Origin of the sequence: Pseudomonas sp. NS1(2017), assembly GCF_002269425.1 — a bacterium.
In the GTDB taxonomy this organism is placed as follows: domain Bacteria; phylum Pseudomonadota; class Gammaproteobacteria; order Pseudomonadales; family Pseudomonadaceae; genus Aquipseudomonas; species Aquipseudomonas reactans.
Genome location: NZ_CP022960.1, coordinates 2,354,312 through 2,370,888 on the forward strand (window position 1 = coordinate 2,354,312; position 16,577 = coordinate 2,370,888).

Annotated in this window: 16 protein-coding genes; 9 read left to right on the top strand and 7 right to left on the bottom strand. The window is 60.7% G+C overall.

The features are described 5' to 3' along the window. The first annotated feature begins 91 nt into the window (after positions 1 to 91). The 3 genes from CI807_RS11145 to CI807_RS11155 all read left to right on the top strand — a co-directional run bounded on the left by CI807_RS11145 (position 92) and on the right by CI807_RS11155 (position 2,054). Positions 92 to 709 (top strand): glutathione S-transferase N-terminal domain-containing protein, encoded by a 618-nt coding sequence (locus CI807_RS11145; protein ID WP_016971566.1) that lies wholly within the window; start codon positions 92 to 94, stop codon positions 707 to 709. Between the two features lie 17 nt (positions 710 to 726). Next, complete coding sequence (locus CI807_RS11150; protein WP_016976231.1) at positions 727 to 1,146, top strand: ClpXP protease specificity-enhancing factor; 420 nt, start codon at positions 727 to 729, stop codon at positions 1,144 to 1,146. 158 nt (positions 1,147 to 1,304) lie between these two features. Further along, the gene (locus CI807_RS11155; RefSeq protein WP_016976230.1) at positions 1,305 to 2,054 is read left to right on the top strand and encodes a FadR/GntR family transcriptional regulator; all 750 of its coding nucleotides are present in this window, start codon (positions 1,305 to 1,307) and stop codon (positions 2,052 to 2,054) included. 103 nt (positions 2,055 to 2,157) lie between these two features. Here CI807_RS11155 and CI807_RS11160 read toward each other — a convergent pair whose 3' ends face one another. After that, positions 2,158 to 3,315 carry a phospholipase gene (locus CI807_RS11160; RefSeq protein ID WP_095014705.1) on the bottom strand — a complete coding sequence of 386 codons (1,158 nt, stop codon included), beginning with the start codon at positions 3,313 to 3,315 and terminating at the stop codon, positions 2,158 to 2,160. A gap of 234 nt (positions 3,316 to 3,549) precedes the next feature. Here CI807_RS11160 and kdgD point away from each other — a divergent pair, with 234 nt between their 5' ends. The 5 genes from kdgD to CI807_RS11185 all read left to right on the top strand — a co-directional run bounded on the left by kdgD (position 3,550) and on the right by CI807_RS11185 (position 10,136). Continuing rightward, positions 3,550 to 4,461: a 5-dehydro-4-deoxyglucarate dehydratase gene (kdgD, locus tag CI807_RS11165; RefSeq protein WP_016976228.1), complete on the top strand. Its 912-nt coding sequence runs from the start codon at positions 3,550 to 3,552 to the stop codon at positions 4,459 to 4,461. A gap of 54 nt (positions 4,462 to 4,515) precedes the next feature. After that, a complete protein-coding gene (locus CI807_RS11170; RefSeq protein ID WP_049710003.1) occupies positions 4,516 to 5,961 on the top strand; it encodes an aldehyde dehydrogenase family protein in 1,446 nt (481 codons plus the stop codon). 191 nt (positions 5,962 to 6,152) lie between these two features. Continuing rightward, positions 6,153 to 7,517, top strand: a complete 1,365-nt coding sequence (locus CI807_RS11175; RefSeq protein ID WP_058423015.1) for an MFS transporter — start codon at positions 6,153 to 6,155, stop codon at positions 7,515 to 7,517. Positions 7,518 to 7,528: 11 nt separating this feature from the next. Further along, positions 7,529 to 9,082 carry a galactarate dehydratase gene (gene garD, locus CI807_RS11180; RefSeq protein ID WP_095014706.1) on the top strand — a complete coding sequence of 518 codons (1,554 nt, stop codon included), beginning with the start codon at positions 7,529 to 7,531 and terminating at the stop codon, positions 9,080 to 9,082. A 112-nt stretch (positions 9,083 to 9,194) separates the two neighbouring features. Beyond that, a complete protein-coding gene (locus tag CI807_RS11185; protein ID WP_095014707.1) occupies positions 9,195 to 10,136 on the top strand; it encodes an AEC family transporter in 942 nt (313 codons plus the stop codon). On the opposite strand, the gene CI807_RS11190 is transcribed toward CI807_RS11185, so the two are convergent. Genes CI807_RS11190 through gatC form a run of 6 tightly spaced genes read right to left on the bottom strand, consistent with a single transcriptional unit; the run spans position 10,133 to position 15,247 of the window. After that, positions 10,133 to 10,513 carry a carboxymuconolactone decarboxylase family protein gene (locus CI807_RS11190; RefSeq protein WP_017530104.1) on the bottom strand — a complete coding sequence of 127 codons (381 nt, stop codon included), beginning with the start codon at positions 10,511 to 10,513 and terminating at the stop codon, positions 10,133 to 10,135. The two genes, CI807_RS11185 and CI807_RS11190, sit on opposite strands and share 4 nt — an antisense overlap. Next, on the bottom strand, positions 10,510 to 11,556 hold the full coding sequence (locus tag CI807_RS11195; RefSeq protein ID WP_095014708.1) for a calcium/sodium antiporter: 1,047 nt from the start codon (positions 11,554 to 11,556) through the stop codon (positions 10,510 to 10,512). The genes CI807_RS11190 and CI807_RS11195 overlap by 4 nt, the downstream gene beginning before the upstream one ends. Before the next feature lie 58 nt (positions 11,557 to 11,614). Beyond that, positions 11,615 to 11,986: a septal ring lytic transglycosylase RlpA family protein gene (locus CI807_RS11200; RefSeq protein WP_095014709.1), complete on the bottom strand. Its 372-nt coding sequence runs from the start codon at positions 11,984 to 11,986 to the stop codon at positions 11,615 to 11,617. Positions 11,987 to 12,035: 49 nt separating this feature from the next. Further along, positions 12,036 to 13,481 carry an Asp-tRNA(Asn)/Glu-tRNA(Gln) amidotransferase subunit GatB gene (gene gatB, locus CI807_RS11205; protein ID WP_095014710.1) on the bottom strand — a complete coding sequence of 482 codons (1,446 nt, stop codon included), beginning with the start codon at positions 13,479 to 13,481 and terminating at the stop codon, positions 12,036 to 12,038. Between the two features lie 10 nt (positions 13,482 to 13,491). After that, on the bottom strand, positions 13,492 to 14,943 hold the full coding sequence (gatA, locus tag CI807_RS11210) for an Asp-tRNA(Asn)/Glu-tRNA(Gln) amidotransferase subunit GatA (protein ID WP_095014711.1): 1,452 nt from the start codon (positions 14,941 to 14,943) through the stop codon (positions 13,492 to 13,494). Positions 14,944 to 14,959: 16 nt separating this feature from the next. Continuing rightward, positions 14,960 to 15,247 carry an Asp-tRNA(Asn)/Glu-tRNA(Gln) amidotransferase subunit GatC gene (gatC, locus tag CI807_RS11215; protein WP_010213142.1) on the bottom strand — a complete coding sequence of 96 codons (288 nt, stop codon included), beginning with the start codon at positions 15,245 to 15,247 and terminating at the stop codon, positions 14,960 to 14,962. Between the two features lie 210 nt (positions 15,248 to 15,457). On the opposite strand from gatC, the gene mreB reads away from it, so the two are divergent. Continuing rightward, positions 15,458 to 16,495 (top strand): rod shape-determining protein MreB, encoded by a 1,038-nt coding sequence (mreB, locus tag CI807_RS11220; RefSeq protein ID WP_002555108.1) that lies wholly within the window; start codon positions 15,458 to 15,460, stop codon positions 16,493 to 16,495. Positions 16,496 to 16,577 lie beyond the last annotated feature (82 nt).

Below are 16,577 nucleotides of genomic sequence, written 5' to 3' on the forward strand. Positions count from 1 at the left end.
GCGACCTGGTTTAACCGGTTGTTACAGGGATGCTCTCTGGGCGCGCTCGTTTTTGAGCTTTCGATAATTTCAACAAGCGAGGAGGACCGCCATGGGCGTGACCAATCGGTTGGCCTGTTACTCCGACCCCGCCGACCACTATTCCCACCGAGTGCGCATCGTGCTCGCAGAGAAGGGTGTCAGCGCCGAGATCATCAGTGTGGAGGCGGGCCGTCAGCCGCCAAAACTGATCGAAGTGAACCCTTACGGCAGCTTGCCCACCCTGGTCGATCGTGACCTGGCGCTGTGGGAGTCGACCGTGGTGATGGAATACCTGGATGAGCGTTACCCGCATCCGCCTTTGCTGCCGGTGTACCCGGTGGCGCGTGCCAACAGCCGTTTGCTGATCCATCGGATCCAGCGTGACTGGTGCGGGCTGGTGGATGTGATTCTGGATTCGCGTACAAAAGAAGCGGTTCGGGTGCAGGCGCGTAAGGAATTGCGCGAGAGCCTGACCGGCGTTTCGCCATTGTTCGCCGATAAGCCTTTTTTCCTCAGTGAGGAACAAAGTTTGGTGGATTGCTGCCTATTACCGATACTCTGGCGCTTGCCGATTCTCGGTATTGAACTGCCGCGGCCTGCCAAGCCGCTGCTTGATTACATGGAGCGCCAGTTTGCGCGTGAGGCTTTCCAGGCAAGTCTGTCTGGTGTCGAACGCGATATGCGCTAAGGCTTAAGGAGCCGCTGATGAACTCCAGTCGACCCTACCTGGTCCGCGCGCTCTATGAGTGGATTGTGGACAACGATTGCACCCCGCACATGCTGGTCAATTCCGAATTTCCTGCGGTTCAGGTACCGGAGGGTTTTGCCAGTGATGGGCAGATTGTGTTGAACGTATCGCCGAGTGCCGTGCGCCACCTGCACATGGACAACGAAGCCGTGAGCTTCGAAGGGCGTTTTGGCGGCGTGCCGCATACGCTGTTCGTGCCGATTGGCGCCATCCTCGGCATCTATGCCCGGGAGAACGGCCAAGGCATGGTGTTCGATCTGGAGTCGCCTTTCGAGGGTGACGAATCGATCGAAAACGAAGACGGCGATGATCAGCCGCCACCGGATTCCGAGCCACCGCGCCCTAGCGGCCGGCCGAGCCTGAAGGTGGTGAAATAACGCGCTTCCCTCTCGGGATGAGCTGAGAAAATGCCTCGACCTGTGTCGGGGTATTTTTTTGCGCGAAGGATAGGGATGAAAGTCGCGCCTGGACGGTGATCGTACAACCACCATGGGCTATGATGCGTGCTCAAGCTCACCGAGAAAGATGATCCATCATGGAAAACGCCAACACCGCCCCTCGTCTTCCCCGCAAGCGCCGCAGCCTTGCCCAGGAATTGGTCACGGTGTTGTCCGAGCAAATCCGCGACGGCCAGCTCAAGCGAGGCGACAAGTTGCCCACCGAGTCGGCGATCATGGACGCCCATGGAGTGAGCCGCACGGTGGTGCGTGAAGCCATCTCGCGCTTGCAGGCGGCGGGGCAGGTAGAAACCCGTCATGGTATCGGCACCTTTGTGCTGGATACGCCGAGCCCGAGCGGTTTCCGTATTGACCCGGCCACTGTGGTTACTTTGCGTGATGTGCTGGCGATCCTGGAGTTGCGGATCAGCCTGGAAGTCGAGTCCGCAGGATTGGCCGCATTACGCCGCAGCGACGAGCAACTGGCAGCCATGCGTGCCGCCCTCGATGCCCTGAACGAAAGCGCGGCTCACGCCGGTGACGCGGTGGCCTCCGACTTTGCATTCCACCTGGAAATTGCCCTGTCCACCGGCAACCGCTACTTCACCGACATCATGACCCACCTGGGCACCAGCATCATTCCACGCACCCGCCTGAATTCGGCGCGGCTGGCCCATGATGACCAGCAGCACTACATGGGGCGCTTGAGTCGTGAACATGAAGAGATTTATGAAGCGATTGCGCGTCAGGACTCGGATGCGGCGCGGGCGGCCATGCGGTTGCATTTGACCAATAGCCGCGAGCGGCTGCGCCATGCCCATGAAGAGGCAGAAGCGCAGCGCGGTTGAAGGCTGCACCGACCTAATGTGGGGCCCGGGCTTGCCCGCGATAGTGTCGCCTCGGTATGGCTGATGGACCGAGGTGCCTGCATCGCCGGCAAGCCGGCTCCTACTAGTTGGCGGGTTGGTTTGGCTTGTAGTCCTTGAGCAGCAGGTAAGTGCTCCACCCCCACCAATCATTCGTCCAGTGCTTGTCGTTCAGGTCATTCACGTCCTTGCGACGCAGCACCTTGTCACCCTCCATTTTGAACAACGGCGAGAAGTTGTTCGCCGGGTTCTGCGCAGCATTCAAATCCGGCACATACAACGGCGCCTTGAAATTAGCCGGGGAGGGCGCAACACCGCTGATGAAGGTGTCGAAAATTTCATCCGCCGAAGCCTGCACCGCACGTTTGACCTGCACCCGATTGTCCGCATCAATCGCGTCGAAGTAGCGTTTGTCCCCATACGCGTGCCATTGATCGCCCATGGCGTTACGCACCTTGAGCCCGAACTTGCTGTCTTCGTCGTGCATGAAGCGGCTGATCAGCGAGCCCAGCTCACCTGGCGTCACCACAGCTGCCAGTTGTTTGCGCGGCACACGCAGATGGCCGGCCGAGAACAGGTCGGTCAAAAAGTGATCAGCAAAACTGTTCATCGCATACGCCAGTTCCAGCGCCTGGTCGGTGCCGGTCTGGTGCGCCACGACGGCTTGTTGCAGTGCTGCCGTGTGCCCCGCCAGGTAGGCTGACAGCGCCCATTCACCGAAATGGTCGGCATTGTCCGCCGCCAGTTTCAGGTAACGTCCCAATGGAATCAGCGCCGAAACCGCGCTGCCGCCGCCAGTGATGCGGTTCCATTCCTCGGACAACGTATCACCCAAGGCGTCATAGGCTTCATGAGCTTGTTTGCCATCCTTGATCGCCTGCTTGACCGCGTTGATCTCCTTTTGCATCACCGCGAGGATCTTGTGCGCTTCCTCCCGCGAGGCGGGCAGTACTGCCAGGCTGTTGAAGGCCGCGGTAAAGCGTTGCACGCGGTCGGCAGGGGAGGCGCCATCGCTGATCGGTTGACCGGGGATGCCATAGAAATCACCGCCCAGGGCGATCACTTGGCCATAGGTCAGCGCCAGCCCGTTGGGCAGGTGCAGCTCGACTTGATGGGCGGGAATCGCCGGGGCGTCCTTGGCGAAGCGCAACAGGGTCTCATCGCCGATGGCGGTGTGTTCACCGCCTTCGAAGCGCAGAGTCGGTGGGTTCTTTTCGGGTGCTGCGAGTTCAAGACCTGACATGTTAGCTCCTTGCTATGTCGTAGGAATCTTCCTTGGTAACTGTATGTATATACAGTTAAATCGAGAATAGAGGAAAAATTTCCTACGTCAAGAAGGCGCGCATTCAAAGCGCCCACAATGAAGTCTGATGAATTGCAGTTGACGAATCTTTTTATAGTTGTACGATGACGTACGACATCACCAAAACCAACAACAACCTTTCGATAGAAAGTCTTCGCCCAGGGTGTTCGAATAATGAATCCACAAGAACTGAAGTCCATCCTCTCCCACGGTCTGCTGTCTTTCCCGGTGACCGATTTCAACGCCCAGGGTGACTTTCACCAGGCGGGTTACATCAAGCGTCTGGAATGGCTGGCCCCGTACGGCGCTACCGCCTTGTTCGCTGCCGGCGGCACCGGTGAGTTTTTCTCCCTCGCTGCCAGCGAATATTCCCAAGTGGTGAAAACCGCGGTTGATACCTGCGCCACCAGCGTGCCGATCCTGGCCGGTGTCGGCGGCTCGACTCGCCAGGCCATCGAGTACGCCCAGGAAGCCGAGCGCCTCGGCGCCAAAGGCCTGCTGCTGCTGCCGCACTACCTCACCGAAGCCAGCCAGGACGGCGTTGCCGCCCACGTTGAGGCTGTGTGCAAGTCGGTCAAGATCGGTGTGGTGGTCTACAACCGTAACGTCTGCCGCCTGACCGCGCCGCTGCTGGAACGCCTGGCCGAGCGCTGCCCGAACCTGATCGGCTACAAGGATGGCCTGGGCGATATCGAGTTGATGGTGTCGATCCGTCGCCGCCTCGGTGATCGTTTCAGTTACCTCGGCGGCCTGCCAACGGCAGAGGTTTACGCCGCTGCCTACAAGGCCCTGGGCGTACCGGTGTACTCCTCGGCGGTGTTCAACTTCATCCCGAAAACCGCGATGGATTTCTACCACGCGATTGCCAAGGACGATCACGCCACCGTTTCCAAGATCATCGACGACTTCTTTCTGCCGTACCTGGACATCCGTAACCGCAAGGCCGGGTATGCCGTGAGCATCGTCAAGGCCGGTGCAAAAATCGCCGGCTACGACGCAGGCCCGGTGCGCACGCCGCTGACCGACCTGTTGCCGGAAGAATATGAAGCCCTGGCCGCGCTGATCGACAAGCAAGGCGCGCAATAACTTATCAACAAGGCCGCTGAGAGATCAGCGGCCTTTTGCGTCAGGAGAAGATTCGTGTCCCAAGCTCAACGTTTTGATAACTATATCAATGGCCAGTGGGTGGCCGGTGCCGACTACTGCGTCAACCTCAACCCGTCGGAGTTGTCCGATGTCATTGGCGAATACGCCAAGGCGGATGTTGCCCAAGTCAACGCCGCTATCGACGCAGCCCGCGCGGCATTCCCGGCCTGGTCTACGTCCGGGATCCAGGCGCGCCATGACGCCCTGGATAAAGTCGGCAGCGAAATCCTCGCGCGCCGCGAAGAGCTCGGCACCCTGCTGGCCCGTGAAGAGGGCAAGACCCTGCCCGAAGCCATCGGCGAAGTGACCCGCGCCGGTAACATCTTCAAGTTCTTTGCCGGTGAGTGCCTGCGCCTGTCTGGCGACTACGTGCCGTCGGTGCGTCCGGGCGTGAACGTCGAAGTCACCCGTGAAGCCCTGGGTGTGGTCGGCCTGATCACGCCGTGGAACTTCCCGATTGCCATCCCCGCCTGGAAAATCGCCCCGGCCCTGGCCTACGGCAACTGCGTGGTGATCAAGCCCGCCGAGCTGGTGCCTGGCTGTGCCTGGGCCCTGGCGGAAATCATTTCCCGTGCGGGCTTCCCGGCCGGCGTGTTCAACCTGGTAATGGGCAGCGGCCGCGTGGTTGGCGATGTGCTGGTCAACAGCCCGAAAGTCGATGGCATCAGCTTCACCGGTTCTGTCGGTGTGGGTCGTCAGATCGCCGTCAGCTGTGTGTCGCGCCAGGCCAAAGTGCAGTTGGAAATGGGCGGCAAGAACCCGCAGATCATCCTCGACGACGCCGACCTCAAGCAGGCTGTCGAGCTGTCGGTACAGAGCGCGTTCTACTCCACCGGCCAGCGTTGCACCGCTTCCAGCCGCTTGATTGTCACCGCTGGTATCCATGACCAGTTCGTCGCGGCCATGGCCGAACGCATGAAGTCGATCAAGGTCGGCCACGCGCTGAAAAGCGGCACCGATATCGGCCCCGTGGTTTCCCAGGCGCAATTGGACCAGGACCTCAAGTACATCGACATTGGCCAAAGCGAAGGTGCGCGGTTGGTCAGCGGTGGCGGCCTGGTCACCTGTGACACCGAAGGCTACTACCTGGCCCCAACGTTGTTTGCCGACAGCGAAGCGGCCATGCGCATCAGCCGTGAAGAGATCTTCGGGCCGGTGGCCAACGTTGTGCGCGTCGCGGATTACGAAGCGGCGCTGGCCATGGCCAACGATACCGAGTTCGGTTTGTCGGCGGGCATTGCCACCACCTCGCTCAAATACGCCAACCACTTCAAGCGCCACTCCCAAGCCGGGATGGTGATGGTCAACCTGCCGACCGCCGGTGTGGACTACCACGTTCCGTTCGGTGGCCGTAAGGGTTCATCCTATGGGTCGCGTGAGCAAGGTCGCTATGCGCAAGAGTTCTACACCGTGGTGAAGACCAGCTACATCGGTTCGTAATTCGCAGCCCCCTATGACGGGGGCTGATTCCCTGTAGGAGCGAGCTTGCTCGCGAAAAACGTCAACGAATACGCGGACATTCAGGATGTGCGCGGTGCTTTTGAGGTTTTCGCGAGCAAGCTCGCTCCTACAGTGGGCAGCAACACACCACCATTACCCGCAAAAAAAATAATTAGTGGGAGTACTTCTACATGCAAGCGACCAAGCCGACCCACGTCCGCTATTTGATCCTGCTCATGCTGTTCCTGGTGACCACGATCAACTACGCCGACCGGGCCACCATCGCCATCGCGGGCTCCAGCCTGCAAAAAGACCTCGGTATCGACGCGGTCACCCTCGGTTATATCTTCTCTGCATTCGGTTGGGCCTACGTGGCCGGGCAAATTCCCGGTGGCTGGTTGCTGGACCGGTTCGGTTCCAAGAAAGTCTATGCCCTGAGCATCTTCACCTGGTCACTGTTCACTGTGCTGCAAGGCTATGTCGGTGAGTTTGGTGTCTCCACCGCCGTGGTTGCGCTGTTTATGCTGCGCTTTATGGTGGGCTTGGCCGAAGCGCCATCGTTTCCCGGAAATGCCCGTATTGTGGCGGCGTGGTTTCCTACGGCTGAGCGCGGTACGGCTTCAGCGATCTTCAACTCGGCGCAGTACTTCGCCACGGTGCTGTTTGCGCCGCTGATGGGCTGGATCGTCTACAGCTTCGGCTGGCAGCACGTGTTTATCGTAATGGGTGTGATCGGCATCATTTTCTCGCTGATCTGGCTGAAAGTTATCCACAGCCCGCGCCAGCACCCGATGATCAACGAAGCCGAGTTCAATCACATCGCCGCCAATGGCGCGATGGTCGATATGGATCAGGACAAAGGCAAGGGTAAGAAAACCGACGGTCCGAAGTGGGATTACATCCGCCAGTTGCTGACCAACCGCATGATGCTCGGCGTGTACCTGGGCCAGTATTGCATCAACGGTATCACCTACTTTTTCCTTACCTGGTTCCCTGTGTACTTGGTGCAGGACCGTGGCATGACCATCCTCAAGGCCGGTTTCATCGCCTCGTTGCCGGCGATCTGCGGGTTTATCGGCGGCGTGCTCGGCGGGGTGATTTCGGATTATCTGCTGCGCAAGGGGCATTCCCTGACCTTCGCCCGCAAGGCGCCGATCATTGGGGGCCTGCTGATCTCCAGCAGCATCGTGGCCTGTAACTACGTGGATATCGAATGGATGGTGGTGGGCTTCATGGCCTTGGCCTTCTTCGGTAAAGGCGTTGGCGCACTGGGTTGGGCGGTGGTGTCTGACACCTCGCCGAAACAAATCGCCGGCCTCAGTGGTGGCTTGTTCAACACCTTCGGTAACCTCGCGTCGATCACTACCCCTATTGTGATCGGCTACATCATCAGCACCACCGGTTCGTTCAAATGGGCCCTGGTGTTCGTCGGCGCCAATGCGCTGGTGGCGGTGTTCAGCTACCTGGTCATCGTTGGGCCGATCAAACGTGTAGTCCTTAAAGAGCCGCCTACCAAGGGGCCTGAGTTGACCAACCTAACCGAAGCGCATTCCTGAGGGGCCGTGTGATGCAGTTGATTGAACATGCCGACTCGCCGCGCTCGATTCGTTTGCACGAACGCGACAACGTGGTGATCGTGGTCAATGACCAGGGCGTACCGGCCGGGACCGAATTCCCGGACGGCCTGGTGACCGTGGATTTCATCCCCCAGAGCCACAAGGTGACCCTGGAAGATATCCCCGAGGGCGGCCAGATTATTCGCTATGGCCAGACCATCGGATATGCCCTGGCGCCGATTCCGCGTGGTAGTTGGGTGCAGGAAGATCAACTGCGCATGCCCACCGCGCCGCCGTTGGACAGCTTGCCGCTGTCCACCGAGGTGCCTGAGGCCCAGGCGCCCCTGGAAGGGTTTACCTTCGAGGGTTACCGCAACGCGGATGGCACTGTGGGTACGCGCAATATCCTTGGCATCACCACCACGGTGCAGTGCGTCACCGGCGTGCTGGACCATGCGGTCAAGCGCATCAAGGACGAATTGCTGCCCAAGTACCCGCATGTCGATGACGTGGTGGCGCTGACCCACAGCTACGGCTGTGGTGTGGCGATCACTGCGACCGATGCCTACATCCCGATCCGCACGGTACGCAACCTGGCGCGCAATCCGAACCTGGGCGGCGAAGCCCTGGTGATCAGCCTGGGCTGCGAGAAGCTGCAGGCCGGGCAGGTGATGCACGACAACGACAGCTCGGTCGACCTGAGTGAGCCCTGGCTGTATCGGCTGCAGGATGCCAGCCACGGCTTTACCGAGATGATTGAGCAGATCATGGAACTGGCCGAGACGCGCCTGAAGAAACTCGACCAGCGCCGCCGGGAAACCGTGCCGGCGTCGGAATTGATCCTGGGCATGCAGTGCGGCGGCAGTGATGCGTTTTCCGGTATCACCGCCAACCCGGCGCTGGGCTATGCCTCGGATTTGCTGTTGCGGGCCGGAGCGACGGTGATGTTTTCCGAAGTGACCGAAGTCCGCGATGCTATCTACCTGCTGACGTCTCGCGCTGAAAGCGAGGCGGTTGCCCAGGAACTGGTCCGCGAGATGGACTGGTACGACCGTTACTTGGCCAAGGGCGAGGCGGATCGGAGCGCCAACACCACGCCGGGCAACAAGAAGGGCGGGTTGTCGAACATTGTCGAGAAGTCCCTGGGCTCCATCGTCAAATCCGGTAGCAGCGCGATCAATGGCGTGCTGGGCCCTGGCGAGCGTTTCAAGGGCAAGGGGCTGATCTTTTGCGCCACGCCGGCCAGTGACTTTGTATGCGGCACCTTGCAACTGGCGGCGGGGATGAACTTGCATGTATTCACCACCGGGCGTGGCACGCCGTATGGGCTGGCGATGGCGCCGGTGGTGAAGGTGTCGACGCGCACGGAGCTGGCGCAGCGTTGGCCGGACTTGATCGATATCGATGCTGGGCGCATTGCGACTGGGCGGGCGAGCATCGAGGAATTGGGGTGGGAGTTGTTTCACTTTTACCTGGATGTGGCCAGCGGCAAGAAACAAACGTGGGCGGAGCATCACAAGCTGCATAACGACATCACCTTGTTCAACCCGGCACCGATTACCTGAGACCGAGTCGCCTGCATCGGGGGCTTGCCCCCGATAGCGGTAGACCAGACGAAGCGGCCTACACTGGCTTATCATTAGCCACCTAACGACGCTCACCAAGGTTCTCCCCGGCATGCTGGCAATTTTCCTCACCACCCTCACCATCACCGCGCCGGTGTTTGCCATGCTGTTCCTGGGTGTGGTGCTCAAGCGCATCAACTGGATCAACGACAACTTTATCCACACGGCCTCGTCCCTGGTGTTCAACGTCACCATGCCGGCGCTGCTGTTCCTCGGCATCCTGCATGCCGACCTGCACTCGGCGCTCAAGCCGGGGCTGCTGATCTACTTTGCTGTTGCGACCTTGCTCAGCTTCGCCCTGGCCTGGGGTTGGGCAATCTTTCGTTGCCCGCGTGAAGACCGGGGTATCTACACGCAAGGCGCGTTTCGCGGCAATAACGGCGTGATCGGCCTGGCGCTGGCCGCCAGCATGTACGGCGATTACGGCATCTCCCTCGGCGCGATTCTCGCGGCGTTGGTGATCCTGTTCTACAACACCCTGTCGACCATCGTGTTGGCGGTGTACAGCCCGGTGATCAAGTCCGATCCGTGGAGCATCTGCAAAAGTGTGGTGGCCAACCCGCTGATCATCAGCGTGATCGTGGCGGCGCCGTTCGCTTATTTTCAGATTGGCCTGCCGGGCTGGTTGGAAAAATCCATGCAGTATCTGGCGGATACCACCTTGCCGTTGGCCTTGATCTGCATTGGTGGCACCTTGTCGCTCGCAGCGTTGCGCAAGAGCGGCAATAGGGCGCTGAGCGCGAGTTTGATGAAGATGGTCTGGCTGCCAGTGGCGGCGACCTTGGGCGCATGGTTGCTGGGCTTTCGCGGGCCGGAGCTGGGGATTCTGTTCCTGTACTTCGGTGCGCCGACCGCAGCCGCCAGTTTTGTGATGGCCAGGGCGGCCGAGGGGAATCATGAGCTGGCAGCGGCGATTATCGTGATCACCACCTTGATGGCGGCGGTGACCACGAATATTGGGATTTTTGTGTTGCAGGCGGGCGGCTGGATCTAACCTTCTTTCTGGTAGGTATCGATCACTTCCTGCGCCGCACGGAACGCATCAATCGCCGCCGGCACACCGGCATACACCGCGCAATGCAGCAATGCCTCGCGGATCTCTTCCACGGTGCAACCATTGTTCAGCGCGCCGCGCACATGGCCTTTGAGCTCCTGCGGGCACTTGAGCGCGGTAAGGGCGGCGAGGGTGATCAGGCTGCGGGTTTTCAGCGGTAAGCCTTCGCGGTTCCACACACTGCCCCAGGCGTGCTCGTTGACGAAATCCTGCAGCGGCTGGGTGAACTCGGTGGCATTGCCCAAGGCGCGGTCGACGAACACATCGCCCATGACCTGGCGACGCATTTCAACCCCGGGCTTTTTCTGATCGGTCATTGCGATTCCCTCTTGTGTTGGCGGCGCCAGGCTCGCAGCGTGCTGAACAACAGAAAAGCCACCAGCACTGGCAGGACGTAGTACAGCATCAGTTGTTCAAGCTTGGTGGCCAGGGGCATGCCCGTGGTGAACGCCATTACATGCAGCCCGTACGCCAGGTACAGGCCCAGCAGCACCAGGCCTTCGGCGCGGGTCACGCGGTAGCCGGTGTAGAACACCGGCAGGCACAGCACGACTACGCCGAGCATCACCGGCAGGTCGAAATCCAGGGCATTGGGCGATACCGACAGGGGCGAGGGCGCGAGCAAGGCGGTCAGCCCCAGCACGCCGAGCAGGTTGAACAGGTTGCTGCCGATCACGTTGCCCACGGCGATTTCCCGCTCGCCGCGCAGGGCGGCAATCAGCGAGGTCGCCAGGCATGGCAGCGAGGTGCCCACGCCGATCAGGGTCAGGCCAATCACTCGTTCCGACAGGCCCAGGTCGCCTGCCACATCCACTGCGGCGCCCAGCAGTAAATGCCCGGCCAGCACCAGGATCAGTAAGCCACCGAGCATCAGCAACACGCTGCTCAGCCAGGGCGCGCGGGCGACAGTGTCCAGTGTGCGTGGGCGGCGCGAATGACGGGTCTGGTAGTGCAGCACGCCGAGGTAAGCGACCAGGGCAACGAGCAGCACCAGGCCATCAATCGGCGTGAGTTCCTCATTGGCGGCGAGCGTGAACACCAGCAACCCGGCGAGGATCATCACCGGAATATCCAGGCGCACCAACTGGCGCGAAACCCGTAGCGGAATGATCAGCGCCGACAGGCCCAGGGTCACCAGAATGTTGAAGATACTGCTGCCGATCACACTGCCCACCGCGATATCGGTGTTGCCAGCCAGGGTGGCTTGCAGGCTGACAGTCATCTGCGGCGCGCTGCTACCGAAGGCCACGATCGTCAGGCCGATGATCAGCGGACGCACCTTGAGGCTCGCGGCCAGGCGCACGGCGGCGCGCACCAGGATTTCGGCGCCGATGATCAGCAGCACCAGGCCGCTGACCAATTCCAGCAGGCTCCAGGGCGAGAGGGCGGTTAATCCGAAAATGGCCAGGGCTCCGTCTTTAGTTGCTCAGCGCTTGTACGCGTACACGCGCCGTACCGCTGCCGATCATACCCAGCTGCTCGGCCGCCTTGCGTGAAAGATCGATCAGCCGCCCACGGGTATGCGGGCCGCGATCATTGATGCGGACAACCACGGATTTGTCGTTGTCGAGATTGGTGACCTTGACCTGGGTGCCGAACGGCAATTGCCGGTGGGCGGCGGTCAGGGCGTTCTGGTTGAAGGGTTCACCGCTGGCGGTCTTTTTGCCATGGTGCCGGGCGCCATAATAGGAGGCGGTGCCGGTTTCGTCGTAGCCGTTGGGGTTGATGACGCCGCTGGCGCAGCCGGCCAACAGAGAGAACAGGGCCAGGAGGCCGAGTAGACGCTTCATGCAGGTTGTCCCCGAAAAAGTGCGCCCCCGAAGGGGCGCGTGTCGCTGGTCAGCCTTCGAGCTTGCTTTTCAGCAATTCGTTCACCTGCTGCGGGTTGGCCTTGCCTTTGGAGGCTTTCATCGCCTGGCCTACAAAGAAGCCGAACATCTTGCCGCGCTTGGCTTCGTCTGCCGCACGGTATTGCTCGACCTGCTCGGCGTTGGCCGCGAGCATTTCATCCAATACAGCCGAGATCGCGCCGCTGTCGGTGACCTGCTTGAGGCCACGCTTCTCGATGATCTCGTCCGCGCTGCCTTCGCCTGCGGCCATGGCTTCGAACACGGTCTTGGCGATCTTGCCGGAGATGGTGTTGTCCTTGATGCGCAGCAGCATGCCGCCCAGTTGCTCGGCGGATACCGGGGCTTCGTCGATTTCCAGGCCCTGTTTGTTCAGCAGGCTGCCCAGCTCAACCATCACCCAGTTGGCCGCCAGTTTGGCGTCGCCGGCAATGCTCACAACTTTTTCGAAGTAGTTGGCTTGTTCGCGGCTGGAGGCCAAGACACTGGCATCGTAGACCGACAGGCCGAACTGCTCCTGGAAGCGCTCGCGTTTCTGCTGTGGCAGTTCCGGCAGGGTGGCGCGGATGTCGCTGAGGAACGAGTCCTCCAGCACCACCGGCAACAGGTCCGGGTCGGGGAAGTAACGGTAGTCGTTGGCTTCCTCTTTGCTGCGCATGGCGCGGGTTTCGTCTTTGTTCGGGTCGTACAGGCGGGTCTGCTGGATGACCTTGCCGCCGTCTTCGATCAGCTCGATCTGGCGGCGCACTTCGCTGTTGATCGCCTTCTCGATGAAGCGGAACGAGTTGACGTTCTTGATTTCGCAGCGGGTGCCGAACTCGACCTGGCCCTTTGGACGGATCGACACGTTGCAGTCGCAACGCAGCGAACCTTCGGCCATGTTGCCGTCGCAGATGCCCAGGTAGCGCACCAGTGCGTGGATGGTCTTGACGTAGGCCACGGCTTCCTTGGCGCTGCGCATGTCCGGCTCGGAAACGATCTCCAGCAGCGGCGTGCCGGCACGGTTCAGGTCGATGCCGGTGGCGCCCGGGAATTCTTCGTGCAGGCTCTTGCCGGCATCTTCTTCCAGGTGTGCACGGGTCACGCCGACGCGCTTGATGGTGCCGTCTTCCAGGGGGATGTCCAGGTGGCCCTTGCCAACGATCGGCAGTTCCATCTGGCTGATCTGGTAGCCCTTGGGCAGGTCCGGGTAGAAGTAGTTCTTGCGCGCGAACACGTTGTGCTGGCCGATCTCGGCGTCAATCGCCAGGCCGAACATCACCGCCATGCGCACCGCTTCCTGGTTCAGCACCGGCAGTACGCCGGGCATGCCCAGGTCAACCAGGCTGGCCTGGGTGTTCGGTTCGGAGCCGAACGTGGTGGCGCTACCGGAGAAAATCTTCGATTGGGTGGCGAGCTGGGTATGAATCTCCAGCCCGATCACAACTTCCCATTGCATAGTGTTCTCCTCAGAAGCCGGTAGGGGTGCGAGTGTGCCAGTCGGTGTTCAACTGGTACTGGTGCGCCACATTGAGCAGGCGGCCTTCCTGGAAATACGGGGCGAGCAGTTGCACGCCGACCGGCAGGCCATCGACGAAACCTGCTGGCATGGACAAGCCCGGCAGGCCCGCGAGGTTGGCGGTGATGGTGTACAGGTCTTCGAGGTACGCAGCCACCGGGTCGCCGTTCTTGGCGCCGAGCTTCCAGGCCGGGTTCGGCGTGGTTGGGCCGAGGATCACGTCGACTTGCTCAAAGGCTGCCATGAAGTCGTTCTTCACCAAGCGACGGATTTTCTGCGCCTTGAGGTAGTACGCGTCGTAGTAGCCGGCCGACAGGGCGTAGGCGCCGACCATGATCCGGCGTTGTACTTCGGCACCGAAACCTTCGCCACGGGAGCGCTTATAAAGGTCGGTGAGGTCTTTCGGGTTTTCGCAGCGATAGCCGAAACGCACGCCGTCGAAGCGCGACAGGTTCGAGGAGGCTTCTGCCGGCGCGATCACGTAGTACGCAGGAATCGCGTGCTGGTTGTTCGGCAGGCTGATTTCCTTGATCACGGCACCCAGGCTTTCCAGGGTCTTGACGCTGTTATGCACCAGCTCAGCAATACGTGGGTCGAGACCGGCGCTGAAGTATTCCTTCGGTACGCCAATGCGCAGGCCCTTGAGCGAGGTGTTCAGGCTGGCGCTGTAGTCCGGCACTGGCTCATCGATGCTGGTGGAGTCCTGTTTATCGAAGCCTGCCATGCCTTGTAACAAAATTGCGCAGTCTTCGGCGGTGCGCGCCAAAGGGCCGCCCTGATCGAGACTGGAGGCATAGGCGATCATGCCCCAACGGGAAACGCGACCGTAGGTCGGCTTCAGGCCGGTGAGGTTGGTGAAGGCCGCAGGCTGGCGGATCGAGCCGCCGGTATCGGTGGCTGTAGCGGCGGGCAGGAAGCGTGCGGCAACTGCGGCGGCCGAACCGCCAGACGAACCGCCGGGCACGTGCTCCAGGTTCCACGGGTTTTTCACCGCGCCGTAGTAGCTCGACTCGTTGGCCGAACCCATGGCGAATTCGTCCATGTTGGTCTTGCCCAGGGTCACAGCCCCGGCGGCAGCCAGCTTGGACACCACGGTGGCGTCATAGGGTGCTTTGAAGTTGTCGAGCATCTTCGAGCCGCAACTGGTGCGAATGCCCTGGGTGCAGAACAGGTCTTTGTGGGCGATTGGAGCGCCCAGCAGCGCGCCACTTTCACCGTTGGCGCGACGTACGTCGGCGGCCTTGGCCTGGCTCAGGGCCAGCTCTTCGGTGAGGCTGATGAAGCTGTTGACCTTTGGATCGTGCTCGGCGATGCGCGCCAGCAGGGTCTTGGTCAGCTCTTCGGAAGAAAACTTTTTGTCGGCGAGACCGCGAGCGATCTCGGCCAGAGTCATGTGATGCATTGCAGGCTCTTTCCCTTTAGTCGATGACTTTCGGAACCAGGTACAGGCCGTTTTCGACCGCTGGCGCGATGGACTGGTAGGCCTCGCGATTATTACTCTCGGTCACGACGTCTGCGCGCAGGCGCTGGCTGGCTTCCAGCGGGTGAGCCAGGGGCTCGATACCGTCGGTATTCACGGCCTGCATTTGGTCGACCAGCCCGAGAATGCTGTTCAGGGCTGCGGTGGTCTGTGGAAGATCGGCATCATTGAGGCCAAGCGAGGCCAGGTGCGCGATTTTTTCCACGTCGGAGCGTTCAAGCGTCATGGGAATCTCCAGTGGAAAACAGAACGGAGGCTGTCCGTGTGTTAGATTGTCGGAACACTACCGCATTTCTACGGTCTTACGGCCGCGATTGTGGGGTTAGGTGCACAGAAAGTCGGCCAATTTAGCACATTGGCGCCTTGCCCAAAATCCCTGTCGTTGTTAGAGTTTGCCGCACTTTTTTACCCACGCGTTGCCTAGGGTCCCTTTCCCATGTTCAAGAAACTGCGTGGCATGTTTTCCAGCGATCTTTCCATTGACCTGGGCACTGCCAACACCCTTATTTACGTGCGCGAGCGCGGTATCGTCCTGAATGAGCCATCGGTTGTGGCTATTCGGACGCACGGTAACCAGAAAAGTGTCGTTGCCGTCGGCACCGAGGCCAAGCGCATGCTCGGCCGTACACCGGGCAATATTGCCGCCATTCGTCCGATGAAAGACGGCGTGATCGCCGACTTCAGCGTCTGCGAGAAGATGCTGCAGTACTTCATCAACAAGGTTCACGAAAACAGTTTCCTGCAGCCCAGCCCCCGTGTGCTGATCTGCGTTCCGTGCAAATCCACCCAGGTTGAGCGCCGTGCCATCCGTGAATCGGCCCTTGGCGCCGGTGCCCGTGAAGTGTTCCTGATCGAAGAGCCAATGGCGGCTGCGATCGGTGCCGGCCTGCCGGTTGAAGAAGCACGCGGCTCGATGGTGGTGGATATCGGTGGTGGTACCACTGAAATCGCCCTGATCTCCCTGAACGGTGTGGTGTATGCCGAATCCGTACGCGTCGGCGGCGACCGTTTCGACGAAGCGATCATCACCTATGTACGTCGTAACTACGGCAGCCTGATCGGTGAGTCCACCGCTGAGCGCATCAAGCAGGAAATCGGCACCGCCTACCCAGGCGGCGAAGTGCGCGAAGTCGATGTGCGCGGTCGTAACCTGGCCGAAGGCGTTCCACGTGCCTTCACCCTGAACTCCAATGAAGTGCTGGAAGCTCTGCAAGAGTCCCTGGCCACCATCGTTCAGGCGGTGAAAAGCGCGCTGGAGCAGTCGCCGCCGGAACTGGCTTCCGACATCGCCGAGCGTGGCCTGGTGCTGACCGGTGGTGGCGCCTTGCTGCGCGACCTCGACAAGCTGCTGGCCCAAGAGACTGGCCTGCCGGTGATCGTTGCCGAAGACCCGCTGACCTGCGTTGCCCGTGGCGGTGGTCGTGCACTGGAAATGATGGATAAACACACCATGGACCTGCTCTCCAGCGAATAAGTCATTGCTGGTTAGCCCATGTTTCGCCCGCAGGCAGCACTTTGCAGTGCTGCCTGTTGGCGTTTATCTTCTTCAATCTGCA